We start from the raw sequence: 24285 nt of genomic DNA, 5'->3' as shown, positions 1-24285 counted from the left end.
GAATGGGTGGGAGTTCAGGGTTCGTTACATCGGGGAGGCGCAGGCAGGGGGCGGACAATGTTCGTGCTTGCGGCGCTGACGCTGCTTGCCGGCTGCGGCGGCCATGCCAAGGGTGTGATGGCGCCCGTCGCACTCACCACTCCGGTCCCGGGCGCATCCACCGTCGACATGCTTGTCGCAACCACGCGCGAACCCTCCGGCGATCCGGCAACGCTCTTTTCCGGCGAGCGCGACGCCAATACTTTCCTTACCGACGTCGCGGTTTCGATCCCGCCGGAAACGGCACGCAAGTCGGGCACGGTGCAATGGCCGCGCAAGCTGCCGCCGGATCCGGCCAAGGAATTCGCCGTCACGCGGGTGAACGAGCTCAAGTCGCTCGATGAAGCCAAGTCCTGGTTCCTGCAGCACGATGTCGGCGGCAATGCCTTCGTCTTCGTGCACGGCTTCAACAATCGCTACGAGGATTCGGTCTACCGGCTGGCGCAGATCGTGCATGACTCGGAGGTCCAGGCAACGCCGGTTCTCTTCACCTGGCCTTCGCGCGCCAACGTGTTCGACTACAACTACGACAAGGAAAGCACGAACTATTCGCGCACGGCGCTCGAAGACATTCTGAAAAAGCTATCCGACGCGCCGAAGGTCAAAAGCATAACCATCCTCGCCCATTCCATGGGTACCTGGCTGACGATGGAATCGCTCCGGCAGATGGGCATCCGCGACGGCAACGTGCCGTCCAAGATCGAGAACGTCATCCTCGCCTCGCCCGATATCGATCTCGATGTCTTCGCCAAGCAGTTTGTCGAGATGGGCAAGAAACGGCCGAAGTTCACCATCTTCGTTTCGCAGGACGACCGCGCCTTGGCGCTTTCGAGCTTCATCTCGGGCGACGTTTCACGCCTTGGCGCAATCGACCCGTCGGCAGAGCCTTATCGCACTCAGCTTGAAAGGGCCGGCATCACTGCCATCGATTTGACAAAGGTTAAGTCTGAGGACGGCCTGCACCACGGAAAGTTTGCGGAAAGCCCCGAGATCGTCCAGCTCATCGGCACGCGGCTCGCCACGGGGCAGACGCTCACAGATTCCGATATCTCGGTTGGAACCGGCATTGCCGCGGTCGTCGCCGGCACGGCGAGAAACGTCGGCAACGTCGCGGCCGTGACGGTCTCGGCGCCTGTGTCGATCCTCGAAAACCCGCAGCCGGCGAAGAAGAAGAAGGTGGTCGTCGGAGACACGCTCGCAACCGACATGCCGACGCCGGTGAAGATAAAGTAAGGGCTTGGCGGCAGCCCGCCGTCAGCCCTCGTCGCCGACGAAGCGATAGCCGACGCCCGGCTCCGTACGGATGATCTTCGGATCGGCCGGATCGCGCTCGATCTTGCCGCGCAGCTGGCCGATGAAGACGCGCAGATAATGCAGGTCTTCGCCGTGCGCGACGCCCCAGACCGAGGTAAGCAGCGTCTTGTGGGTGACGACACGGCCGGCGTGATGCGCCAGCATCACCAGGAGGTCGTATTCCTTTGGCGTCAGCCGGACGGGCTCGCCGTCCTTCGTCACCACCCGCTTGATCGTGTCGATCGAAACACCATCGGCGGAAAGCTGCGTCTGGCCGCCTTCCATCTGCACCCGGTGGCGAAGGGCCGCACGGATGCGGGCCGTCAGTTCGCCGATACCGAAGGGCTTTTCGATGTAGTCGTCGGCGCCGAGATCGAGTGCTGCGATCTTTTCGCTTTCCCGGTCGCGGGCCGACAGGATGATGATCGGCACCTGCGACCAGCCGCGCAGGTTGGCGATGACCTCCTTGCCATCCATATCGGGCAGGCCGAGATCGAGGATGACGACATCCGGCGCCATCGTCGCCGCCGCCTTCAGCGCCTCGGCGCCGGTCATCGCCTCACGAACGTCATAGCCGGCAGCACTCAGCGCGGGTTTCAGGAAACGCTGGATCTGGGGTTCGTCGTCGACGACGAGGATACGCTCCACGCTCATGCACGGTCCTTTTCGGAGATTTCAGCCTTGGCGGCGGGAAAGCGCATGGAAATGCGCGTGCCGCGGCGGCGAAGCGCCGGGCTCTCCGCCTTGATCTGCCCGCCCATCGCTTCGACGAAGCCCTTGGCGATCGACAGTCCCAGCCCCGTTCCCGGAGTGCGGCCATCCGCCTTGCCGCGGCGGAAGAATTTCTCGAAGACCTGCTCGAGGTCCCGCGGCGGAATACCCTTGCCGAGGTCGGTCACTGACAGCACGATCTCGTTGCTGTCGGTACGGGCATAGATGCTGATCGGCTCTTCGCCGCCATATTTGTTGGCATTGTCCAGCAGGTTGAAGAGCACCTGGCCGAGCAGCACGCTGTCGCCCCGCATCAGGGGCAAGTCAGGGGCGATGCTGGTTTCGATCTCGCGCTCGGGAAAATATTTGCGAGCGCGATCGACCGCCGCCCGCACCACGTCGGCGACATCGACCCAATCGCGCTTGGCATTGACGGTACCGGCCTCGATGCGCGTCATGTCGAGCAGGTTGGCGACAAAGCGCGTCAGCCGACCGCCCTCCTCCTCGATCGACTGCAACAGGTCGTCGCGGCTTTCCGGCGGCATGCGATCACCGAGCTGGCGCAAGCTGGTGACGGCGCCGGTAATGGTCGCAAGCGGGGTTCTCAGATCATGCGAAATGGATGAAAGAAGGGCAGCGCGGAAGCGCTCGCCCTCGAGCTTTGCGGCCTGGTCGAGGCTTTCGCGTGACAGGCGGGCGCGGTCGACGGCGATCGCCGTCTGGTCGAGGATCGCTGCCAGCGCCCGCTCCTCGTTGATCTCCAGTGGCTTGTCGGCCTGGACGAAGCCGCAGACGCCGACGACGCCGTGCGGGCTCGTCAGCGGCCGGAAATGGAAAGGGCTGTTCGGCAGGGTTCCCGTGCCGTTGCCGGCCGGCTCGCGTTTGTCCATCGCCCAACGCGCCGCCATGATGTCGGTGACGTCGAGCTCGGTGTCCGGCGGCCAGGCGGCTTTCAGCTGCAGGTCTCCGTCCTCAGGCAGAAGCAGCGCTGAACTGCGTTTCAGCGTCGACTGCATCTGCGTCACCGCCGCCCAGAGCACGTCGTCGGCCTTGGCGGTGCCTGAAAGTTTGCGCGAAAAGTCATAGAGCGCCTGAGTCGCGGCGGCGCGCTGGCGGGCGGTCTTTGCCTGCTCCCGTACCCGCGACGCCAGGCTGCCGGCGAGGGCTGCGGCAGCGAGGAAGACGACGAGCGCAAAAACCTCGTGCGGCTCGGCGATGGTGAAGGTGCCGGTCGGTTTGATGAAAAAGAAGTTATAGGCGAGCACCGAAAAAAGTGCTGCCGCGATTGCCGCGATGTGACCGGCATAGGTCGCCGAGGCCAGCACTGCGAGTAGATAAAGCAACGAGATGTTGGGCAGGACGACGAAACGGCCAAGCAGCAGGCCGACGGCGGTCGAGACGACCACCGATCCGGCGGCGATGCCGATCGCGCGCCCACTTCCCGGCGGCAGCGTCCGTTTCATCTTCGTTCGCCGTTTGACGGGCACCGTCTCGCGATCGGTCACAAGGTGAATGCCGATGCCGGACACGCGCTCGGCCAAGGCGTCGGGAAGCGACTGGCGAAACAGCCGCATCGGGAACGGCTGGCGGCGCGCGCCGATGACGATCTGCGTCGCGTGTTCCCGGCGCGCGAGCTTCAGGATTTCCTCGACGAAGTCGTTGCCGATAATACGGCGCGTCTCGGCGCCGAGCTGTTCGGCAAGACGGAAGGTTTCGTCGAGCCGGCGCACGTCTTCGCCGTCGCCGCTCTCGCGGTCGGCGCGCTCGATGAAGACGACGATCCAGGGGGCATTCAATCCTTCGGCGAGCCGGCTTGCCGTGCGCACGACCTTTTCGGACAACGGGTCCGAACCAATGCAGACGAGCAGCCGCTCGCCGCTTGCCCAGATGCCTTCGATGGCGTTCTGCTTGAGATAGTCGACCATCTGGTCGTCGACCCGGTCGGCTGTCCGCCTGAGCGCCAGTTCGCGCAGTGCCGTCAGGTTGCCAAGGCGGAAGAAGCGGTCGACGGCGCGCTGTGCGCTGTCGGGCAGATAAACCTTGCCCTCCTTCAGCCGCTCGATCAGCTCGGCCGGCGACAGATCCACAAGCAGTACGTCGTCAGCGCGCTTCAATACGGTATCCGGCACCCGTTCGCGCACGGGTACACCGGTGATCTGGGCGACGATATCCGAGAGGCTTTCGAGATGCTGGATATTGAGCGCCGTCCAGACATCGATGCCGGCGGCGATCAGTTCCTCAACATCCTGATAGCGCTTGGGGTGCCGGCTTTCGGCCGGATTGCTGTGGGCCAGTTCGTCGACGACGATGATCCGGGGACGCCGCGCGAGGGCCGCATCCAGGTCGAACTCGGAAAGCATTCGGCCGCGATGGTTCACATCGCGGCGCGGCAGTATCTCCAATCCGTCAATGAGCGCAGCGGTCTCGCTGCGCCCGTGCGTCTCGACCAGCCCGACGACGATATCGACACCGTCGTCCTTCAGCCGGCGGGCTCGCGACAACATCGCATAGGTCTTGCCGACGCCGGGAGCGGCGCCGAGGAATACGGTCAGTTTTCCCCGGCGGTCCTGCGCGGCAAGCGCCAGCAGTGCGTCTGGGTCCGGGCGACCTTTGGCGTCGCGTTCACTGTCGGGCATGCATTGTCTCAGGCGTGATCGATTCTAATAGCTTAGAGCGGGATGCGGGCGGAATACCGCAAGCACTTTTCCTCATCCCGCTCTAGGTTCGAGGCGCATCAAGGGCCAGGTTGAGTTCTAGCACATTGACGCGCGGCTCGCCTACGACCCCGAACAGCCGATCCTCCGTCGCCTTGGCGACCAGGGCGGCGACATCCGCTTGGCTCAAGCCCCGCGCCTTGGCGACGCGGGCGACCTGGGCTTCGGCGAAGGCCGGCGTGATATGCGGGTCGAGCCCGGAACCTGACGTGGTTGCCGCGTCCACAGGAATTTCTCCCGCAAGGCCGGCAGCTTTCAGGCGCTCGACATCGGCTGCGACACGATCCCTGAGCTTGACCGAGGTGGTACCGAGGTTGGAGCCGCTCGAAGCCCCCGCGTTATAGGCGTCCGGACCGGTCGCGGAGGGCCGCGGCCAGAAGTATTTGTCGGAAGTAAAGTTCTGGCCGATGAGGGCGGAACCGATGAGGGTACCGTCCTTCTCGATGAGGCTGCCATTTGCCTGCGCGGGCATCAGCACCTGCGACGCGCCGGTGATTGCAAAGGGATAGGCAAGGCCGGTGATCGCGGTCAGGAGCACGATCATGACGATGGCGGGGCGAAGTTGGTTCAGCATGGTTACACCAGATTGAGTGCGTTGACGGCGAGGTCGACGAGCTTGATGCCGGCAAAGGGCAGGACAATGCCGCCGAGGCCGTAGACAGCCAAGTTACGGCGCAGAAGGGCTGCCGCACCGACGGGCCGGTACTTGACGCCCTTCAGCGCCAGCGGGATCAAGGCGACGATGATGAGCGCGTTAAAGATCACCGCCGAGAGGATCGCCGATTGCGGCGAGGCGAGGCCCATGACGTTGAGCGCGGCAAGGGCCGGATAGGTGGTAATGAACAGCGCCGGGATGATGGCGAAGTACTTGGCCACGTCGTTGGCGATCGAAAACGTCGTCAGCGACCCGCGGGTCATCAGCAGCTGCTTGCCGATCTCGACGATCTCGATCAGCTTCGTCGGACTGGAATCGAGGTCCACCATGTTGGCGGCCTCGCGGGCGGCCTGGGTCCCCGTCTGCATGGCGACGCCGACATCGGCCTGGGCGAGTGCCGGCGCGTCGTTGGTGCCGTCGCCGCACATCGCGATCAGGCGGCCGCCCTGCTGCTCCTTGCGGATATAGCCAAGCTTGTCCTCCGGGGTCGCTTCGGCAAGGAAGTCGTCGACGCCGGCTTCGGACGCGATGGCGGCAGCGGTCACCGGGTTGTCGCCGGTGACCATCACCGTGCGGATGCCCATGGCACGAAGAGCGGCGAAGCGCTCCTTTATGCCGGGCTTCACCACATCCTTCAGATGGATGACGCCGAGCAGGCGCGGACCGTCGGCAACCGCAAGCGGCGTGCCGCCGGTGCGGGCCACCTGGTCGACGGCGCGGCGAAACTCGTTCGGCACGTTCTCGTCGCGGATACCGGTGAACTTCAGGACCGAGTCGACGGCACCCTTGCGCAGCCGGCGGCCGCCGAAGTCGACGCCCGAAAGCCTCGTTTCCGCAGCGAAGGGAATGACCGCGTCGATCCGGGTCGCGCCGGCCCGGCTTGCGCCGCCGCCGACGGCGAGCGCCAGGACCTCGCCCTTGTCGGACGCGGGCAGCGACACATCTGGCGTCTGGCGGCCAAATTCACCGGTGGCAAGCGCCGCGATCGAGCGGCCCTCAGGCGTTTCGTCGGCAAGGCTTGCAAGCAGTGCGGCATCGGCAAGCTCGGCCTCGGTAACGCCGGGCACCGGCATGAAGTCGGCCGCCATGCGGTTGCCGAAGGTGATGGTGCCTGTCTTGTCGAGCAGCAGCGTATCGACGTCGCCAGCAGCCTCGACAGCGCGGCCGGAGGTGGCGATGACGTTGAAGCGCACCAGACGGTCCATGCCGGCGATGCCGATGGCTGAAAGCAGGCCACCGATCGTGGTCGGAATCAGGGTGACGAGCAGGGCTGCGAGCACGGTGACCGAGAGCACGGTACCGGAATAGCCGGCGAGCCCCCAGAGCGTGACGACGGCCACCAGGAAGATCAGCGTCAGGCCCGAAAGCAGGATCGACAGGGCGATCTCGTTCGGGGTTTTCTGGCGCTGCGCGCCCTCGATCAGCGCGATCATGCGGTCGACGAAAGTGTCGCCGGGTGCCACGCCGATGCGGATCTTGATCCAGTCGGACAGCACCTGCGTGCCGCCTGTGACAGCCGAGCGGTCGCCACCGGATTCACGGATGACGGGCGCCGATTCACCGGTGATGGCGCTCTCGTTGACAGAGGCGACACCCTCGACGACTTCGCCATCGCCGGGGATCAGTTCGCCAGCCTCGACGAGCACGAGGTCGCCGACCTTCAGCGATGTCGCCGGGATCGTCTGGGTCTCGCGGCCTTCGTCGGCAACGAGCTTGCGCGCCGTCAGTTCGGACTTGGTGCGGCGCAGGCTGTCGGCCTGGGCCTTGCCGCGGCCTTCGGCGACGGCTTCGGCAAAGGTGGCAAAAAGCACCGTGAACCACAGCCAGGCGGCGATCTGGCCGGAGAACAGCGGGCTGCCTGTGCCGGTGGCGATGTCGCGCACGAAGAGACCGGTGACCACGGCTGCGACCACTTCGGTGACGAAGATCACCGGATTGCGCACGAGCTGGCGCGGGTCGAGCTTGATGAACGCCGCCTTGATCGCCGGCAGCAGGATCGCCGGGTCCAGAAGACTGGGTGCGATAGGTTTGGAAGACATGTGTCGAATTCCTTTAGAAGGTCTGACCGGCAAGCATCGAGAGATGCTCGACGATGGGACCGAGCGCGAGCGCCGGGAAGAATTGCAGCCCGCCGAGAATGAGGATGATGCCGACAAGCAGGCCGACGAAGAGCGGCGTGTCGGTCGGGAAGGTACCCTTGGACGCCGGCACGCGGGTCTTCACCGCGATCGAACCGGCGATCGCCATGACCGGAACCGCATAGGCGAAGCGGCCGAGCAGCATCGCGAACCCGAGCGTCGTGTTGTACCAGGGTGTGTTGCCGGTGAGCCCGCCGAAAGCCGAGCCGTTGTTGCCGGCCGCCGACGTGAAGGCATAGAGGATTTCGGACAGGCCGTGCGGGCCCGCCGTGCCGATGCTTGCGACGGCAAAAGGCAGCATCGCGGAGACGGCGGCAAAGCCGAGGATCGTCACCGGCAGAATGAGGACGGCGAACATCGCGTATTTCATCTCGCGGGATTCGATCTTCTTGCCGAGCAGTTCCGGCGTGCGGCCGACCATCAGGCCGGCAACGAAGACGGCGAGGATCGCAAAGACCACCATGCCGTAGAGGCCGGAGCCGACGCCGCCCGGCAGGACTTCGCCAAGCTGCATCAGGAACATCGGCACGAGACCGCCGAGGCCCGTCAGCGAGCCGTGCATGCCGTTGACGCCGCCATCCGACAGACCGGTGGTGACAGCGGCATAGAGCGCCGTCATCGCCTGGCCGAAGCGGACTTCCTTGCCTTCCATGTTGCCCTGGGCGGCATCGAGACCAAGGGCGGTCAGGATCGGGTTGCCGTGGGCTTCCGCCCAGTAGACGACCGCAACGCCTGAGATCAGCAGGATCGCGGTGACGGCGATGAAGGCCCAACCCTGGCGGCGGTTACCGACCATCTGGCCAAACGTGTAGACGAGCGCCGCCGAGATCGACAACATGGCGAAAATGTTGAGATAGTTGGAGAAGGCCGTCGGGTTCTCGAAGGGATGGGCGGCATTGACGTTGAAGAAGCCACCACCATTGGTGCCGAGCTGCTTGATCGCTTCCTGACTGGCGACAGGGCCGAGCGAGATCGTCTGCTTGGCGCCTTCGAGCGTGGTTGCCGACAGATCGGCGTGGAAGGTCTGCGGCAAGCCTGTCCAGACCATGGCAAGGGCCATGACGACGGCGATCGGCAGCAGCACGTAAAGCGTCGAACGGGTGAGATCGACCCAGAAGTTGCCGACGGTCGAGGCGTTCGAGCGGGCGAAGGCGCGGGTGACGGCAAGCGCCATGGCGATGCCGGTCGCGGCGGAGACGAAGTTATGCACCGTCAGGCCGGCCATCTGGCTGAAATGGCTGAGCGTGGTTTCGCCACCGTAGTTCTGCCAGTTGGTGTTGGTGACGAAGCTGACCGCCGTGTTGAAGGCGAGATCGGACGGCATGCCCGAGAAGCCCTGCGGGTTCATCGGCAGGTGGGCCTGCAGCCGGAGGATCGCATAGAGCGAGACAAAGCCGGCGAGGCTGAAGGCGAGCATCGACATCGTGTAGGCGAGCCAGCCCTGTTCCTTCTTCGGATCGACACCGGCCGCAAGATAAAGGCCGCGCTCGACGGGACCGAGGACGGGTGAAAAAACGTTGCGTTCACCGGAGAAGACCCGCGCCATATAAAGCCCCAGCGGCTTGATGACGATCAGGACGGCGATGAAGAGGAGGCTGATCTGCAGCCACCCGATGATAGACATGAGATTACTCCGCTAAGGGCGGCCGGACGGCGCAAAGGCGCCCGGCTGATGCGAACGGCCAACGGGTTCGATCCCCGTCAACCGGGTCAGAACCGTTCCGGGCGAACGAGGGTGACGACGAGGTAGGCCGCAAGACCGATGGCGACGGCAAGACCGAGCAGGGCTTCGAACATGACGCCCTCCTAAAGCCGGCTCAGCGCGCGCGCATAAAGCGCGAACACGACAAAGCCGCCGATTCCGGCGGCAAGAAAAAGAACATCGGACATGCAAATTCTCCGGACTGTTGAAGTCCGGATCTTGCGCCCGCAGCGGGTCAATTATCGATTGCGATGGTCGGAAGGAGGCATAAGGAAAAGATAAAGACGCCCGCAAAGATCCGTTCGGGAGCGCGGGAGGCGACCTTCATAGGCGCAGGACCAGTCCGGTATCGGCCTATCTGCCACAAGCTGAAGAGATCCCGAGGCCGCCCGTATGCGACCGCCGGTTCGGCAAAAGAGCACCTAGCCCTTGATAATCTCGTTCACGCTCGTTTCGGTGGGCGTGGTGGCTTCGCGCATCCATTCGCGCCAGATCGCAACGAGCAGCGCCATCAGCACCGGACCGACGAAGAGGCCGAGGAAACCCATGGTCTTCACGCCGCCCACGAGGCCGAAGAAGGTCGGCAGGAAGGGAAGCTTGATCGGGCCGCCGACGAGGCGCGGACGCAGCGTCTTGTCGACGATGAAGAGTTCGGTCGTGCCCCAGGTGAACAGCGCCAGGCCGTGAATGGGCGAACCGCTGGCGACGAGATAGACCGAGACCAGCGTGAAGCAGAGCGGCGCGCCACCGGGGATCAGCGCCATCAGGCCGGTGATGATGCCGAGCGTGACCGGCGACGGCACGCCGGCAAGCCAATAGGCGACGCCAAGCACGATGCCTTCGCCGATGGCGATGATGCCCATGCCGGTGACCGTCGAGCTGATCGTCAGCGGCACGACGCGCGACAGCCGTTCCCAGCGCATCGGGAAGATACGCTCGCCGAGCTTGTCGAGTTGGCCGGAGAAGGACTGCCCATCGCGATAGACGAAGAACAGCGTGATCAGCATGAACAGCAGCGTCAGGAAGGCATGGAACGTCGAGGCACCGACGACCAGAACGCCGCGGTAGATATTGCCGATGTTGGAGCCGCTGACGAGCTGGACCAGTTCGCCGAGCGCGCCCGGATGGCCGATATGCTTGACCCATTGCTCGCCAAGCCAGACACCGGCGATCGGAATGCTCGACAGCCATGCGGGCACGACGGCACCGTTGGCATTGGTCTCGACGGCCCAGACGACCCAGTCGCGCACTTCGTCGACCGCATAGACGGCGGCAATCGAGATCGGCACGACGATGAAGGAGATGACGCAGACGATCGCGATGGTGGCGGCAAGCGTCCGGTTGCCGTTCACGCCGGCGAGCAGCCGGCGATAGATCGGCCAGCTGGCAAACCCGATGACGACAGCGGCCAGAACCGGAACGACGAAACCATGGAAGAAATAGACGCCGGCTAGCAGAACGAAGACCAGCATCCAGCGCGCAGCGGTCATGGGGCCGACAAGGGCATGGCGCGAAATGGCAGTGTGCCCGAGGAGCCGTGGCTCCACGGCGAAATTCTCTCGTTCGCGATTACCCAATTGCACCAATGATCCTCCGTCTTCCGACGAGCTTACAGCAAACCCGCGGCCTTGCCAGCCACTCTGACACCGCGCGCCGCCCCTTTGCCCCTGCTTTACGGTAGTTTCAGGGCCGTGGCCGACGCTAGCGGCGGGACATGACAGAAAAATTTAGAAGGGTTCAAGAGCCCCCGGCTTTCTTTCGATAAAGCCGGTCATTCCGCCGCAGGTTTTGCAGCCATACGCGCAGGCTGTGCGCGATCGACGAAGACTGAGGCGAGAAAGATACCGAAGCCGGCAACGCCGAGAACGGCACCGACGAGACCGGTGGAGGTCCAGCCATAACCCGCAGCGATCGAAACGCCGCCGAGCCAGGCGCCTAGCGCATTGGCGAGATTGAAGGCGGAGTGGCTAAGGGCAGCAGCCAGCGTCTGGGCCTCGCCGGCGACATCCATCAGCCGGGTCTGCACGCCCGGGACGACGGCAAAGCCACCGCCGATGAAGAGCACGTTGACGATGGCGATCCACGGATTGCCCATGGTGAAATAGAAAAGCACATAGGCCAAGATGTTGAAGACGATGGCGATACCGATCGCCGGCATCAGCGCCCAGTCGGCAAGCCGCGCCCCGACGATGTTGCCGAGGATCATGCCGGCACCGAAGACCGAAAGCATGATCGGCACATTACCAAGCGAAACACCTGCGACTTCGGTCAGCGCCGGTGTGATGTAGCTGAAGACGGCAAACATGCCGCCACAGCCGATGGCGCAGATGCCGAGCATCAGCCAGACCTGCAGCTTGCCGAGCGCACCCAGCTCGCGAAGCGGCGTCGCCTTCGGGTTGCCCTTGTCCCGCGGTACGTGGGCGAAGGTGAGCGCCATGGTCAGGAGGCTGATGGCGCCGACGATGGCAAACGCGGAGCGCCAGCCGAGCGCCTGGCCGAACCAGGCGACGAGCGGCGTGCCGAAGAGAGTGGCGATGGTCAGTCCCATCATCACCCGGCCGACGGCGCGGGCCCGCTGGTTCGGCGCGGCAAGGCCGGCCGCCACCAGGGCAGCCACGCCGAAATAGGCGCCATGCGGCAGACCGGCGAAGAAGCGCGCGGCAATCAGCGTGTAGAAATCCGGAGCGACGGCGCTCGCGAAGTTGCCGACGGCAAAAACCAGCATCAGGACCAAAAGCACCCGGAAGCGCGAGAAGCGGGCGGCAAGCACCGCGATCAGCGGCGCACCGACGACGACGCCGAGCGCATAGGCGCTGATGACCGCACCAGCCTGGGGCACCGATACCGATACGTCTTCGGCGACTTGCGGCAGGAGACCCATGATCGCAAACTCGCCGGTACCGATCCCGAAGCCGCCGACGGCGAGCGCCACTTCGGCGGCAGAAACACGGGCGCGGCGCGGATCGACGGCTGAGGAGAAGGCTTCGTCACACATGGGTTCGCTCATGGGCAATGGCCAGTGTCGCCGTGCCTTGCGGCCGGAGAAAAATCTGGGGGATATGTCGGCGGATGTCGGATTGGACCAACAGGGATATGCTGCAATGCAATACAGGTTTTTCCTGCGGCAGGCAAAGCTTTTGCGGTTCTCGTCATACTTTTTCGCAAGGCTCGCAGAAGCCTGTTAACCGTAAGCTCAGTTGACGTTTACGTCAAAGTTATATAATTCCGAATCTCAGCTTGAAGAGGTGTCGCAAAAGCATCATCCTCATCGGCGTGAGAGGATCGGGAGGGATTTTCTCAGGCCGCATCAGGCCAGCCTGTGGCGACCAGAGGGAGAGAGGTCATGGCGGAAGTCAGCGCACAACAGACGGGTATCAGCCCAGGCAAGATCTGGCTGAAATCCTATCCACCCGGAATAGCCGCCGAAATTGGCCCCCTGCCCTACAAGTCGATCGGCGAATTCTTCGACCACGCCGTTGCCCGCTATTCGAGCCGTCCGGCCTTCACCTGCATGGGCAAGACGCTGACCTTTGCCGACCTCAACGCCCAGTCCGCCAGGATCGGCGCCTGGCTGCAATCGATCGGCCTTGCCAAGGGCGACCGCGTCGCGGTGATGATGCCGAACATCCTCCAGAACCCCGTGATCGTCTACGGCATCCTCAGGGCCGGCTTTACCGTCGTCAACGTCAACCCGCTCTACACGCCGCGCGAACTGCAGCACCAGCTCACCGATTCCGGCGCCAAGGCGATCTTCGTTCTGGAAAACTTCGCGCACACCGTGCAGCAGGTGGTCGACAAGACCGCGGTCAAGCACGTCGTTGTCGCGACCATGGGCGACATGCTGGGCCTGAAGGGTGCGATCGTCAATCTGGTGGTCCGCCGCGTCAAGAAGCTCGTTCCCGCCTGGTCGATCCCCGGCCATCTTTCGTTCAAGGACGTTCTTTCCAAGGGCGGGCGAGCCAAGCTGACGAAGCCGAACGTCGCCGCGAGCGACGTCGCCTTCCTGCAATATACCGGCGGGACGACGGGCGTCTCGAAGGGCGCGACGCTCACCCATTCGAACCTCTTGTCGAACATGGCGCAGATGGAAATCTGGTTCCAGACGGCGTTCCGCTCGCGCACCCGGCCGGACAATCTCGTCTTCATGTGCGCGCTGCCGCTCTACCATATCTTCGCGCTGACCGTGAATTCGCTGATGGGCCTTGCCACCGGCGGCAACAACATCCTGATCCCCAATCCCCGCGACATCCCGGGCTTCGTCAAGGAACTCGGCAAGCACAACACCAATATCTTCCCGGGCCTCAACACGCTGTTCAACGCGCTGATGAACAATGCGGAGTTCCAGAAGCTCGATTTCTCGTCGCTGATGTTGACCTTCGGCGGCGGCATGGCGATCCAGCGCCCGGTCGCCGAACGCTGGAAGCAGATGACCGGCTGCTCGATCGCCGAAGGTTACGGCCTGTCGGAGACCTCGCCGGTGGCAACAGCCAACATCCTCGACGCGACCGAGTTCACCGGCACGATCGGCATGCCCATCCCGTCCACCGACGTCGAGATCCGCGACGACCAGGGCAATACGCTGGCGATCGGCGAAGTCGGCGAGATCTGCATCCGCGGGCCGCAGGTGATGGCCGGCTACTGGCAGCGGCCGGACGAGACCGCCAAGGCGATCTCGCCGGATGGCTTCTTCCGCTCGGGTGACATCGGCTTCATGAACGCCGACGGCCTCGTCAAGATCGTCGACCGCAAGAAGGACATGATCCTGGTCTCCGGCTTCAACGTTTTCCCGAACGAGATCGAGGAAGTGGCGATGACCCATCCGGGCATCCTCGAATGCGCGGCGATCGGCATTCCGGACGAGCATTCCGGCGAAGCGGTCAAGCTCTTCGTCGTCAAGAGGGATGCAGCACTGACGGAGGAAGAGGTCAAGCGCCACTGCGCCGCCAACCTCACCAACTACAAGCGTCCGCGTTTCGTCGAATTCCGCACCGAACTGCCGAAGACCAATGTCGGCAAGATCCTGCGCAAGGATCTGCGCGGATAAACTACTCCGAAATTCAAACGATTTAAAAAATCCTGAAAACCGCCGCCTCGGCGGTTTTCCAGTCTTGATTTGGTCCACTTAAAGCGAATAGCTACGCAGGCGATTGTCCGACACCCCTGTCCGACCAAGGAGCCCCGCGATGAAAGCGCTTGTCGACCAACTCAAAGCCACCGCCGCTCAAACCAACGCAACCGATATCCGCGCGGCCTTCGCCGCCGACGCAGAACGTTTCGCGCGTTTCAGCACCACGCTCGGCGACCTGCTGCTCGACTATTCGAAATGCGCCGTCAACGACAAGGTGCTGGACGGACTGGAGGCGGTCGCCAGGGCCGCCAAGGTCGAGGAGAAGCGGGACGCCATGTTCCGCGGCGACATCATCAACATCACCGAGGAGCGCGCCGTGCTGCACACGGCGCTGCGCAACCGCGGCAACCGCCCGATCCTCGTCGACGGCAAGGACGTGATGCCCGATGTCAACGGCGTGCTTGCCGCCATGGGCGCCTTTGCCGACGGCATCCGCTCGGGCGCGCTGAAAGGTGCGACCGGCAAGAAGATCACCGACGTCGTCAACATCGGCATCGGCGGCTCGGACCTCGGTCCTGTCATGGCGACGTTGGCGCTTGCGCCCTTCCACGACGGCCCGCGCCTGCACTTCGTTTCCAACATCGATGGCGCCCATATCGCCGATACGCTGAAGCTGATCGATCCGGAAACCTCGCTCTTCATCATCGCCTCGAAGACCTTCACCACCATCGAGACGATGACCAACGCGGCGACCGCCCGCGCCTTCATCGCCGATAAGCTCGGCGAGGCTGCCGTCGGCCATCACTTCGCAGCCGTTTCGACCGCGCTCGACAAGGTCGCCGCCTTTGGCATCGACCAGGCCCGCGTCTTCGGCTTCTGGGATTGGGTCGGCGGGCGCTACTCGATCTGGTCGGCGATCGGCCTGCCGCTGATGATCGCCGTCGGCAAGGAGAATTTCGGCCGCTTCCTCGATGGCGGCCACGCCATAGACGAACATTTCCGCACCGCACCGATCCGTCAGAACATACCGGTCCTGCTCGGCCTTCTCGGCTTCTACCATCGCAACGTGCTCGGCTACCCGTCGCGGGCGATCCTGCCCTATGACCAGCGCCTGTCGCGCTTCCCCGCCTATCTGCAGCAGCTCGATATGGAATCGAACGGCAAGGCGGTGACGCTTGAGAGCACGCCGGTCGAATACTCGACCGGCCCGGTCGTCTGGGGCGAGCCCGGCACCAACGGCCAGCACGCCTTCTACCAGCTGATCCACCAGGGCACGGACGTCATTCCCGCCGAGTTCATGATCGCCGCCAACGGCCACGAGAAGAACCTGCGTCACCAGCACGAGCTGCTGATCGCCAATTGCCTGGCCCAGTCGGAAGCGCTGATGAAGGGCCGCACGCTCGCGGAAGCCAAGGCGCAGCTGACCGCCAAGGGTATGGCCGATTCCAAGGCCGACAAGATTGCGCCGCACCGCGTCTTCACCGGCAATCGCCCGTCGCTGACGATCGTCTATGACCAGCTCGATGCCTTCGCGCTCGGCCGCCTGATCGCGCTTTACGAGCACCGCGTCTTCGTCGAGGGCGCGCTCTTCAACATCAATTCCTTCGACCAGTGGGGCGTCGAGCTCGGCAAGGAGCTGGCGACCGGCCTGCTTCCCGTCGTCGAAGGTAAGGAAAGCGCCGAAGGTCACGATTCGTCGACGGCGGGTCTGGTGGCAGCCTTGCTGAAAGCCGCCCATTAAACAAATCCGCAGGGTTCTCCCCGGAACCGCACCGCTGAAGACGATAGAGGCCTGAGGCGCTTTTCGCGCCTCGGGCCTCGTGATTTTGCACAACCCGGCAACGTCGTGGCGCCGGGTTTCAGCACCTCCATCAGATCGAGCTTCAACAGCAGCGGAAAATAGTCCGTGTCCGACCCCATCTGCATCCAGGCATTGACCATGACCTTTCGGCAACGTCCGGAGAACCGGCCGACAGGCTGCCGCGGTTAGGCTCGCCCCGTTTCGAGCGTGCGATCTTTTCCTGCAACAGCCGCAAGCGCGCAGCGTCCGCTTCGGCGAGAGCCAGGAGATAGAGCGTTTCTCCCGGTGGCACGCGGCTCCCGAGCGCCGCAGCCGGCACACTGCCCGCGTGGACGTCGAGCGCATAGCTCTGGCTTTCCGCAGGCGCGCTCCCCTCCTGCCAGGAAAGCTCCAGGGCCGCATCCAACATCACAATTGACGGCAATTATTTATTGTTCTACGATAAAAATACAAGTGAAACGATAAGGGACTTTGTATGACGAACTCCGCCGAGAGGCTGCGCAAGCTCAGCCGCTTCATGAAGCTCATGATCATATTGTGCGGAGCGTTGTTCTGTTCGGCGGTCGTCTACACGCATTGGCAGATCATCTTCGACCGGCAAGGCTTCGAACAGGGCGTTCGCGACATCGTCTTCCCTCGGGTCGAGATCATCACTCTGTCCTATCGAGCCATCGGGACCGTCGCCTTTCTGGCCGCGATCAACAACGCGCTCGTCATTGCCGGCCTCGCATTCGCCTGGCAGCTTTTCGACAGCTTCCAGCGCGGCGAGATCCTGTCCGGCCGCAATGGCGTGCTGTTGCGGCGGGTGGGACTGACCGCCCTTTTCGGCTCGCTGTGCATGACCGTCAGCAATGGGATCGGCATCCTCGCTGTCACCTATGACAACCCGGGCACCACGGGACATGCGGTGATGTTCGACATCAATGGCGGCACGATGATCGTGCTTCTAATGGCCGGGCTCGTCGTCGGCCTCGGCCATGTCATGGTCATAGCATCAGGGGTCGAGGCGGAGAACAGGAGCTTCGTCTAGCCCATGCCGATTGTCGTCAATCTCGATGTGATGCTGGCGAAACGCAAGGTTCGTTCACGCGATCTTGCCGAACAGGTGGGGATCACCGAGCAGAACATCTCGCTGCTGAAATCCGGAAAAGTGAAGGGCGTGCGCTTCGACACGCTGGAAAAGATCTGCGCAGCACTCGACTGCCAGCCGGGCGATATCCTGGAATACCGCCCGGACCCGGACTAACGATCAAAGACCGATTTCATGCTTCCACGGCGGGTTGGCGCCGGCGCGCGAGACCGTGACGGCCGCCGCCTTGGCGCCGAGCGCCAGCGCGTTGCGAACGGCGGTTTCAGTGAGGCCGGCGACATCGGCCTTGCTCAGGAGACCGGCGAGCTTCAGCGATGCCAGCACGCCGGCATCGAAAGTGTCGCCGGCACCGACCGTATCGACCACGGTCACGCGCTCACCGGCAACCTCGACCTTGTGGCGGGCGGTATAACCGACGGCGCCATCGGCGCCCTTGGTAATCAGCACCAGCTTGGGGCCGCGCCTCAGCCAATCGGCGGCGAGATCGTCGTGGCTGCCCTCCATGCCGAACCAGGCAAGATCCTCGTCGGAGAACTTGATGATATCCGACATCGCCGCCATGCGGTTCATGCGGGCGAGATGAGCCTCTCGGTCCTTGATGAAACCGGGGCGGATATTCGGATCGAAAGAAATGACCCGCTTTTCATGCTCGCGCGTCATCAATGCTTCGTAGGTCGAGCCGCAGGGCTCGGGGATCAGGCTGATCGCGCCAAAATGCAGTGCCTCACAGAAATCGCCGAGCGTTGGCAGGTGCTCGCGGGTGATCATGCGGCCGGCAGTGTTTTCATCGAAGAAGGCGTAGCTGGCATGGCCGTTGACCAGCTTGACGAAGGCAAGCGTCGTGTGCAGCGACAGCGTCGCGCAGGGGCCGAAATCGACATTCGCTGCCTTCAGCGTGTCGCGCAGGATATCGCCGAACATGTCGTCGGAGAGACCCGTGAAAAAGCCGGTCTGGATGCCGAGGCGGCCAAGGGCGATCGCCGTGTTGAAGATCGCGCCGCCGGCATAGGGCGCAAAGGCACTCTCGCCCGCGGTCGTGTCCCGCGGCAGCATGTCGATCAGCGCTTCTCCGCAGCATACGATCATCGGCTTATCCTCCTCGACAGATTTTCAATCGATTTAAAAATTATGACTGAAGACGCTACGAGGCCCCGGCAGAACCGAGGCCTCGCCAGAGATTACGCCAAGGCGCTGACGCCGCCGTTGCGGCCCGACCAGGCGAGCGGCGCGTTGAGGAAGGCCTCGACCTCACCGAGCGTCTTTTCGTCGAACAGCTTCTGCTCGCGGGCGACCGCAAGCACGTTGCGCCATGTGGCGATCCAGTGCAGGTCGACGCCCTTGCCTTTCATCTCGCCGACCGCTTCCGGGAAGATGTCGTAGTAGAAGAGCGCAATGCCGTGGTCGACGATGCCACCGGCTGCGCGGATCGCGTCGATGAACTTGAACATCGAGCCACCAGCCGTCGTCAGGTCCTCGATGACGAGAACGCGGGCGCCTTCCGGCATATGGCCTTCGATCTGGGCGTTGCGGCCGTGGCCCTTGGGCGCCTTGCGCACATAGATCATCGGCAGACCGAGACGTTCGGCAAGCATGGCGGCGAAGGGAATGCCGGCGGTTTCGCCGCCTGCAACCATGTCGAACTTCTCAAAACCGGCTTCGCGCAGGATCGACGCTGCAGCAAAATCCATCACCGCCGAACGGATGCGCGGATAGGAAATCAGCTTGCGGCAGTCGATATAGACGGGGCTCGCCATGCCGGACGACAGCTTGTAGGGCTTGTCGGCGCTGAAATGCACGGCCTTGATCTCCCAGAGCATCTTGGCGACCAGCTCGGCCATGACGGCCTTGTCGGTGAACGCGTTGGAAAACATCAAACTCTCCTTCAAAACTTCAAGCGATCAAACGACGGCCCAGTGCAGCGGGAACATCGGATCGAAAACGGTGACCGGACCGGCACCGGTCTCGATCTTCTTGGGATAGGTGACAGCCTCTGCCTGTTTCCTGAGCGTGATCGTTTCCTCGTTCACCGGCAGCCCGTACCAGGCGGGACCGTTCAGCGAGGCGAAAGTTTCGAGCTTGTCGAGCGCGCCCTCCTCTTCGAACACATGCGCCAGGCAGCTCATGGTGTTGATCGAGGTGTAGATGCCGGCGCAGCCGCAGGCGCATTCCTTCAGCGGATCGACGTGCGGTGCGGAGTCCGTGCCGAGGAAGAAGCGCTTGTCGCCGGAGACGGCAGCCGCGCGCAATGCCAGGCGGTGGTTCTCGCGCTTGGCGACCGGCAGGCAGTAATAGTGTGGCTTGATCCCACCGACGAGAATGGCGTTGCGGTTGATGATCAGGTGATGGGTGGTGATCGAACCCGCGAGGTTCGCCTTCGACGCCTTGATGTAGTCGATGCCGTCCTTGGTGGTGACGTGCTCCATCGTCACCTTCAGTTCCGGCAGGCGCTTGCGCAAGGGATCGAGCACGGTCTCGATGAACACGGCCTCGCGGTCGAAGATGTCGACATCAGAGCTGGTGACTTCGCCATGCACGCAGAGCGGCAGGCCGATCTTTGCCATGCGCTCCAGCACCGGCATCGCCTCGTCGATGTTGCGCACGCCGCTGTGCGAGTTGGTCGTCGCACCTGCCGGGTAGAGCTTGACCGCCTTGACGAGACCGCTCTTGTGGCCGGCTTCGACGTCGTCGGGATTGGTGCCTGCGGTCAGGTAGAGCGTCATCAGCGGCTCGAACCGGTCCCCGGCCGGGATCGCTGAGACGATACGTTCGCGATAGGCGGAGGCGTCTGCGGTCGTGACGACAGGCGGCACCAGGTTGGGCATGATGATCGCGCGGGCGAAATGGCGGCTGGTATCGGCGATAACGCCCTTCAGCATGTCGCCGTCGCGCAAATGAAGGTGCCAATCATCCGGGCGGCGGATAACGAGGTCTTGCATGGTCAGCGTTCTCCTAGGTCAGAGCAGGCGCAGACGGAAAACCGCAGCCCCGGGCTCGCGCCCGATCCGCGCGCGCAGCTTTGCGAGCCGGCGGGTACGCGGGTGGCGGGCGGTTTCTCATGTGGTGGAACCGCGTCTCGATATCACCAATGCGCCCGCAAACACAATCCGCAATCCGACCATCGCTCAGAAATCCGCAAGCACCAGATCCGCCGCCCGCTGATGGTCGACCACGCGATGCGCGTTCGGGATGTCGTTACCGAGAGCCTTGCGCTTCGCCGCTTCCTCGTCATAGCCGTGATCGAACCAGCGCTGCAAAAGCCGCCGCTCCAGTTCTGCCACGCCGGGATTGATGAAGATCGAGAAATCGAAGGCGCCTTCGAGCCTGTCCCACGGCGCCTCGTCGAGCAGCAGGTAGTTGCCCTCGACCAGGATGATGCGGGTCTCGGGCGCAACGATCCTGGCAGAGGCGATCGCGATCTCGCGCGAGCGGTCGAAGACCGGAACCAGCACCTCGCCGTCATTGGCGCGCACCGCGGCGACCGTCGAAAGAAAAGCCCTGACGTCGAATGTCTCCGGCGACCCCTTCCGTGGGAGGAGACCTTTTTCCTCAAGAACGGCATTGTCCATGTGAAAGCCGTCCATCGGCAGAACCGCCGCCCTTTCGCCGCCGGCAACCAGGGTTTCGGCCAGCGCCTCGGCCAGCGTCGACTTCCCGGCACCGGGCGGCCCGGCGATGGCGACGACGAAGCGGGCGGCACCGGCCGCCCGTTTCAGGATTTCGTTTGCAATCGGCTCGACATTCATGCCGCAAGCGCCTCGCGCGGCGGCTCCTTCGCCCCGGTCATGAAGGCAACCGCATCCGACATCGTATGCTCCTTCGGATTGATGACGCAGAGACGCTTGCCGAGACGGTGAACGTGGATGCGGTCGGCCACCTCGAACACATGCGGCATGTTGTGCGAGATCAAGACGATCGGCAGGCCGCGCGAGCGCACGTCGAGGATCAACTCCAGCACCCGCCGGCTTTCCTTGACGCCGAGTGCCGCCGTCGGCTCGTCCATGATCACCACCTTGGAGCCGAAGGCCGCGGCCCGCGCCACGGCCACGCCCTGGCGCTGGCCGCCCGAGAGCGTTTCCACCGCCTGGTTGATGTTCTGGATCGTCATCAGCCCGAGTTCGGACAGTTTCGCCCGCGCCCGCTTTTCCATTTCCGCGCGATCGAGGGTGCGGAAAAGCTTGCCCATGATGCCAGGTTTGCGGATTTCGCGGCCGAGGAACATGTTGTCGGCGATCGACAGCGCCGGCGACAGCGCCAGGTTCTGATAGACCGTTTCGATGCCGGCCGTTCGCGCTTCCATCGGCGAACGGAAGTTGATCAGTTGGCCCTCAAGCCGGATCTCGCCCTCATCCGGCGTGATAGCGCCGGAGATCGCCTTGATCATCGAGGACTTGCCGGCACCGTTGTCGCCAATCACGGCGAGGATCTCGCCGGGATAGAGATCGAAATCGGCATGATCGAGGGCGGTGACGCGACCGTAACGCTTGACCAGGCCGCGCGCGGTGAGAATGGGTTCCTGAGCCATCAGCCTGCTACCTTTCTGATCCATTGGTCGATTGCGACGGCGGTGATGATCAAGACGCCGGTGAGGAAGACTTTCCACTGCGGATCGGCGCCGAGCATGTTGAGCCCCATGGAGACGACGCCGACGATCATCGCGCCGATCAGTGTGCCGAGGATCGACCCGCGGCCGCCGAAGAGCGAGATGCCGCCGATCACGGCTGCGGTGATGGCCTGCAGATTGTAGTCGGTGACGGCGGCGGACGGCGAGATCGAGCCATTGCGGCCGATCGAGACCCAGGCGGCAAGTGCCGCGATCAGGCCGGCAAGCGTATAGGCACTCAGAAGCACGCGGCTGGTGCGGATACCCGAGAGCTTCGCCGCCTCCGGATCGTCGCCAACGGCATAGAGGTGGCGGCCCCAGGCGGTGTGGTTCAGCGCGTACCAGAGGCCGAAGACCAGCACGACCATCATCACCACGCCGAGCGTGAAGACGGCGGAGCCCACCTTGAAGCTGACGCCGAAGAGGTGGAGCATCTGGGTGACGGCCGTCACGTCGGCCTCGCGGATCGTCGCGTTGGCCGAATAGATGAAGTTCGTCGACATGATGACATACCAGGTGCCGAGCGTGACGATGAACGGCGGAAGCTTGACCCTGGAGACGAGGAAGCCGTTGAGGAAGCCGCAGGCGCCGCCGACGACGAAGCCGATGAAGATCGCGATCGGTGCCGGAAGGCCGTAGGTGACGGCGCAATTGCCCATGATCACAGCCGACAGCACCATGATGACACCGATCGAAAGATCGATGCCGGCGGTCAGGATCACCAGCGTCTGTGCGGCACCAAGAATGCCGACGATGGCGATCTGCTGAAGGATCAGGGTCAGGGTGTAGGACGAGAAGAACTTACCCCCGATGGCGATGCCGAAGATCAGGATCGCTGCAATCAGCACGATGAACGGCACGGCGGCCGGCGTCGAATGCAGGAAATGCTGGATCTTCTGGACCGCTGTCTTGTCATGCGTATCGAACGACGCGACCTGCGTCGAACTGTTGACCAGGACTTTCTCGAATTCCTGGGATGGCTGCGCGGCTGTGTTGGGCTCGCCCATGGACCTTCCTCCCGTGAACCCCACTCCCAAGGGGTTGCGATGGTGTCGTGCACAGCCCGCCCACAATGACGCGGGCAATAGCACTCTTTAAAAGCTGCGCGGTTTTCGTCGCCTTGTCAAAGACATCGGCGCTTACGCGAAGGGCGGCCGGGGCCGCCCTTCCGTTGCCTTTACATGGTGACGGTAGAAGGCGGGCAATCAGCCCCAGCACTTCTCCGTGCCGACCTTGGTATCGATCGATTCGACGCCGGCTGCCGGCTTGTCGGTGACGAGCGAGACGCCGGTATCGAAGAAGTCCTTGCCTTCCGTCGGCTTCGGCTTCTCACCGGTATCGGCGAACTTCTTGATCGCCTCGATGCCGAGAGCCGCCATCATCAGCGGGTACTGCTGCGAGGTTGCGCCGATGACACCTTCGGCGACCGACTTGACGCCCGGGCAACCGCCGTCGACCGAAACGATCAGCACGTCCTTTTCCTTGCCGACGGCCTTCAGCGCCTGATAAGCGCCGACGGCGGCCGGCTCGTTGATGGTGTGGATGACGTTGATATCAGGATCCTTCTGCAGAAGGTTCTCCATCGCCTTGCGGCCGCCTTCCTCGTTGCCGTTGGTGACGTCGTGGCCGACGATGCGCGGATCGTCCTCGTCGCCGATCTTGTTCGGATCCTTCGTGTCGATGCCGAAGCCCATCATGAAGCCCTGGTCGCGCAGAACGTCGACTGTCGGCTGCGACGGCGTCAGGTCGAGGAAGCCGATCTTGGCGGTCTTGGCACCATCACCCATGGTGGCGGCTGCCCACTGGCCGATCAGCTTGCCGGCGAGCAGGTTGTCGGTGGCAAAGGTCGCGTCGGCGGCGGTTGCCGGATCGAGCGGCGTGTCGAGCGCGATCACGAGCAGACCGGCTTCCTGCGCCTTCTTGACCTGATCGACGATCGCCTTGGTGTCGGAGGCGGCGATCAGGATGCCTTTGGCACCGTCTGCAATGCAGGATTCGACCGCAGCCACCTGGCTGTCATGGTCGCCGTCGATCTTGCCGGCATAGGACTTCAGCGTCACGCCGAGTTCCTTGGCCTTGGCAGTCGCGCCCTCCTTCATCTTGACGAAGAAGGGATTGGTGTCGGTCTTGGTAATCAGGCAGGCGCCGACATCGGCGGCTTGCGCGGGCATGGCGAAGACAACGCCAAGCGACAGCGCGCCAAAAGCAGCGGAAAGAACAGTCTTCTTCATGAAATCCTCCCAAGGATTGAAAATCGTGCCGGCGGACCGGCCCTGGCTACACCACCGCAGCATTCTCCTCCGCTGCAACTGGCGCTTCCGAGACAAAAACAAACACTAAATTTCCGGAGTGTCAATAAATAAATCAAATTGAATTATTATTTCGATGTGGCATTCTTGGGATGATAGCGCTCCACCGGAGGATTGGCGCGCCGACCAAATTGACAGAGCCGCGACAAGTGGAAACAAGAGACC

At 63.4% G+C, this 24285-nt stretch carries 19 protein-coding genes; 5 read left to right on the top strand and 14 right to left on the bottom strand.

Translation table 11 applies throughout. From position 1 onward, the window contains the following. The first annotated feature begins 57 nt into the window (after positions 1–57). Positions 58–1272 (top strand): alpha/beta hydrolase, encoded by a 1215-nt coding sequence (locus ASD63_RS15485; RefSeq protein WP_051659371.1) that lies wholly within the window; start codon positions 58–60, stop codon positions 1270–1272. A gap of 21 nt (positions 1273–1293) precedes the next feature. On the opposite strand, the gene ASD63_RS15480 is transcribed toward ASD63_RS15485, so the two are convergent. From ASD63_RS15480 to ASD63_RS15440, 7 genes are all read right to left on the bottom strand, one after another. After that, positions 1294–1986 (bottom strand): response regulator transcription factor, encoded by a 693-nt coding sequence (locus tag ASD63_RS15480; RefSeq protein WP_034797205.1) that lies wholly within the window; start codon positions 1984–1986, stop codon positions 1294–1296. Beyond that, positions 1983–4679, bottom strand: coding sequence for a sensor histidine kinase KdpD (locus ASD63_RS15475; protein ID WP_034797208.1), 2697 nt, complete (start codon positions 4677–4679; stop codon positions 1983–1985). The genes ASD63_RS15480 and ASD63_RS15475 overlap by 4 nt, the downstream gene beginning before the upstream one ends. Positions 4680–4761: 82 nt before the next feature. Next, positions 4762–5331, bottom strand: coding sequence for a potassium-transporting ATPase subunit KdpC (gene kdpC / locus ASD63_RS15470; protein WP_034797210.1), 570 nt, complete (start codon positions 5329–5331; stop codon positions 4762–4764). A 2-nt stretch (positions 5332–5333) separates the two neighbouring features. After that, a complete protein-coding gene (gene kdpB, locus ASD63_RS15465; protein WP_034797212.1) occupies positions 5334–7451 on the bottom strand; it encodes a potassium-transporting ATPase subunit KdpB in 2118 nt (705 codons plus the stop codon). 13 nt (positions 7452–7464) lie between these two features. Beyond that, positions 7465–9174 (bottom strand): potassium-transporting ATPase subunit KdpA, encoded by a 1710-nt coding sequence (gene kdpA, locus ASD63_RS15460; protein ID WP_034797214.1) that lies wholly within the window; start codon positions 9172–9174, stop codon positions 7465–7467. A gap of 500 nt (positions 9175–9674) precedes the next feature. Next, complete coding sequence (locus tag ASD63_RS15445) at positions 9675–10835, bottom strand: AI-2E family transporter (RefSeq protein WP_034797607.1); 1161 nt, start codon at positions 10833–10835, stop codon at positions 9675–9677. Between the two features lie 188 nt (positions 10836–11023). Continuing rightward, entirely contained in the window at positions 11024–12259 is a 1236-nt protein-coding gene (locus ASD63_RS15440) for an MFS transporter (RefSeq protein WP_090425555.1), read from the bottom strand. A gap of 336 nt (positions 12260–12595) precedes the next feature. Here ASD63_RS15440 and ASD63_RS15430 point away from each other — a divergent pair, with 336 nt between their 5' ends. From ASD63_RS15430 to ASD63_RS15415, 4 genes are all read left to right on the top strand, one after another. Then, positions 12596–14296: a long-chain fatty acid--CoA ligase gene (locus tag ASD63_RS15430; protein ID WP_034797224.1), complete on the top strand. Its 1701-nt coding sequence runs from the start codon at positions 12596–12598 to the stop codon at positions 14294–14296. A 139-nt stretch (positions 14297–14435) separates the two neighbouring features. Next, entirely contained in the window at positions 14436–16061 is a 1626-nt protein-coding gene (gene pgi, locus ASD63_RS15425; RefSeq protein ID WP_034797225.1) for a glucose-6-phosphate isomerase, read from the top strand. Between the two features lie 535 nt (positions 16062–16596). Continuing rightward, on the top strand, positions 16597–17151 hold the full coding sequence (locus ASD63_RS15420; RefSeq protein ID WP_060529510.1) for a DUF2975 domain-containing protein: 555 nt from the start codon (positions 16597–16599) through the stop codon (positions 17149–17151). 3 nt (positions 17152–17154) lie between these two features. Next, complete coding sequence (locus ASD63_RS15415) at positions 17155–17367, top strand: helix-turn-helix transcriptional regulator (RefSeq protein ID WP_034797229.1); 213 nt, start codon at positions 17155–17157, stop codon at positions 17365–17367. Positions 17368–17370: 3 nt separating this feature from the next. Here ASD63_RS15415 and ASD63_RS15410 read toward each other — a convergent pair whose 3' ends face one another. The 7 genes from ASD63_RS15410 to ASD63_RS15380 all read right to left on the bottom strand — a co-directional run bounded on the left by ASD63_RS15410 (position 17371) and on the right by ASD63_RS15380 (position 24042). After that, positions 17371–18297: a carbohydrate kinase gene (locus ASD63_RS15410; protein ID WP_034797231.1), complete on the bottom strand. Its 927-nt coding sequence runs from the start codon at positions 18295–18297 to the stop codon at positions 17371–17373. Between the two features lie 92 nt (positions 18298–18389). After that, a complete protein-coding gene (locus ASD63_RS15405; protein WP_034797234.1) occupies positions 18390–19082 on the bottom strand; it encodes an orotate phosphoribosyltransferase in 693 nt (230 codons plus the stop codon). A gap of 27 nt (positions 19083–19109) precedes the next feature. Beyond that, entirely contained in the window at positions 19110–20147 is a 1038-nt protein-coding gene (gene pyrC / locus ASD63_RS15400) for a dihydroorotase (RefSeq protein ID WP_034797236.1), read from the bottom strand. 186 nt (positions 20148–20333) lie between these two features. Further along, complete coding sequence (locus tag ASD63_RS15395) at positions 20334–20954, bottom strand: nucleoside triphosphate hydrolase (RefSeq protein WP_034797237.1); 621 nt, start codon at positions 20952–20954, stop codon at positions 20334–20336. Next, positions 20951–21733: an ATP-binding cassette domain-containing protein gene (locus ASD63_RS15390; RefSeq protein ID WP_034797240.1), complete on the bottom strand. Its 783-nt coding sequence runs from the start codon at positions 21731–21733 to the stop codon at positions 20951–20953. The genes ASD63_RS15395 and ASD63_RS15390 overlap by 4 nt, the downstream gene beginning before the upstream one ends. Beyond that, positions 21733–22818, bottom strand: coding sequence for an ABC transporter permease (locus ASD63_RS15385; RefSeq protein ID WP_034797242.1), 1086 nt, complete (start codon positions 22816–22818; stop codon positions 21733–21735). Before ASD63_RS15385 ends, ASD63_RS15390 begins: the two co-directional genes overlap by 1 nt. 198 nt (positions 22819–23016) lie before the next feature. Further along, positions 23017–24042, bottom strand: a complete 1026-nt coding sequence (locus ASD63_RS15380) for a sugar ABC transporter substrate-binding protein (protein ID WP_034797243.1) — start codon at positions 24040–24042, stop codon at positions 23017–23019. Between the last annotated feature and the right edge of the window lie 243 nt (positions 24043–24285).

Source organism: Ensifer sp. Root558 (assembly GCF_001427045.1).
In the GTDB taxonomy this organism is placed as follows: Bacteria; Pseudomonadota; Alphaproteobacteria; order Rhizobiales; family Rhizobiaceae; genus Ensifer; species Ensifer adhaerens.
Note: the sequence above shows the minus strand (reverse complement) of the source record. Positions and strands in the feature narration are given on the sequence as shown.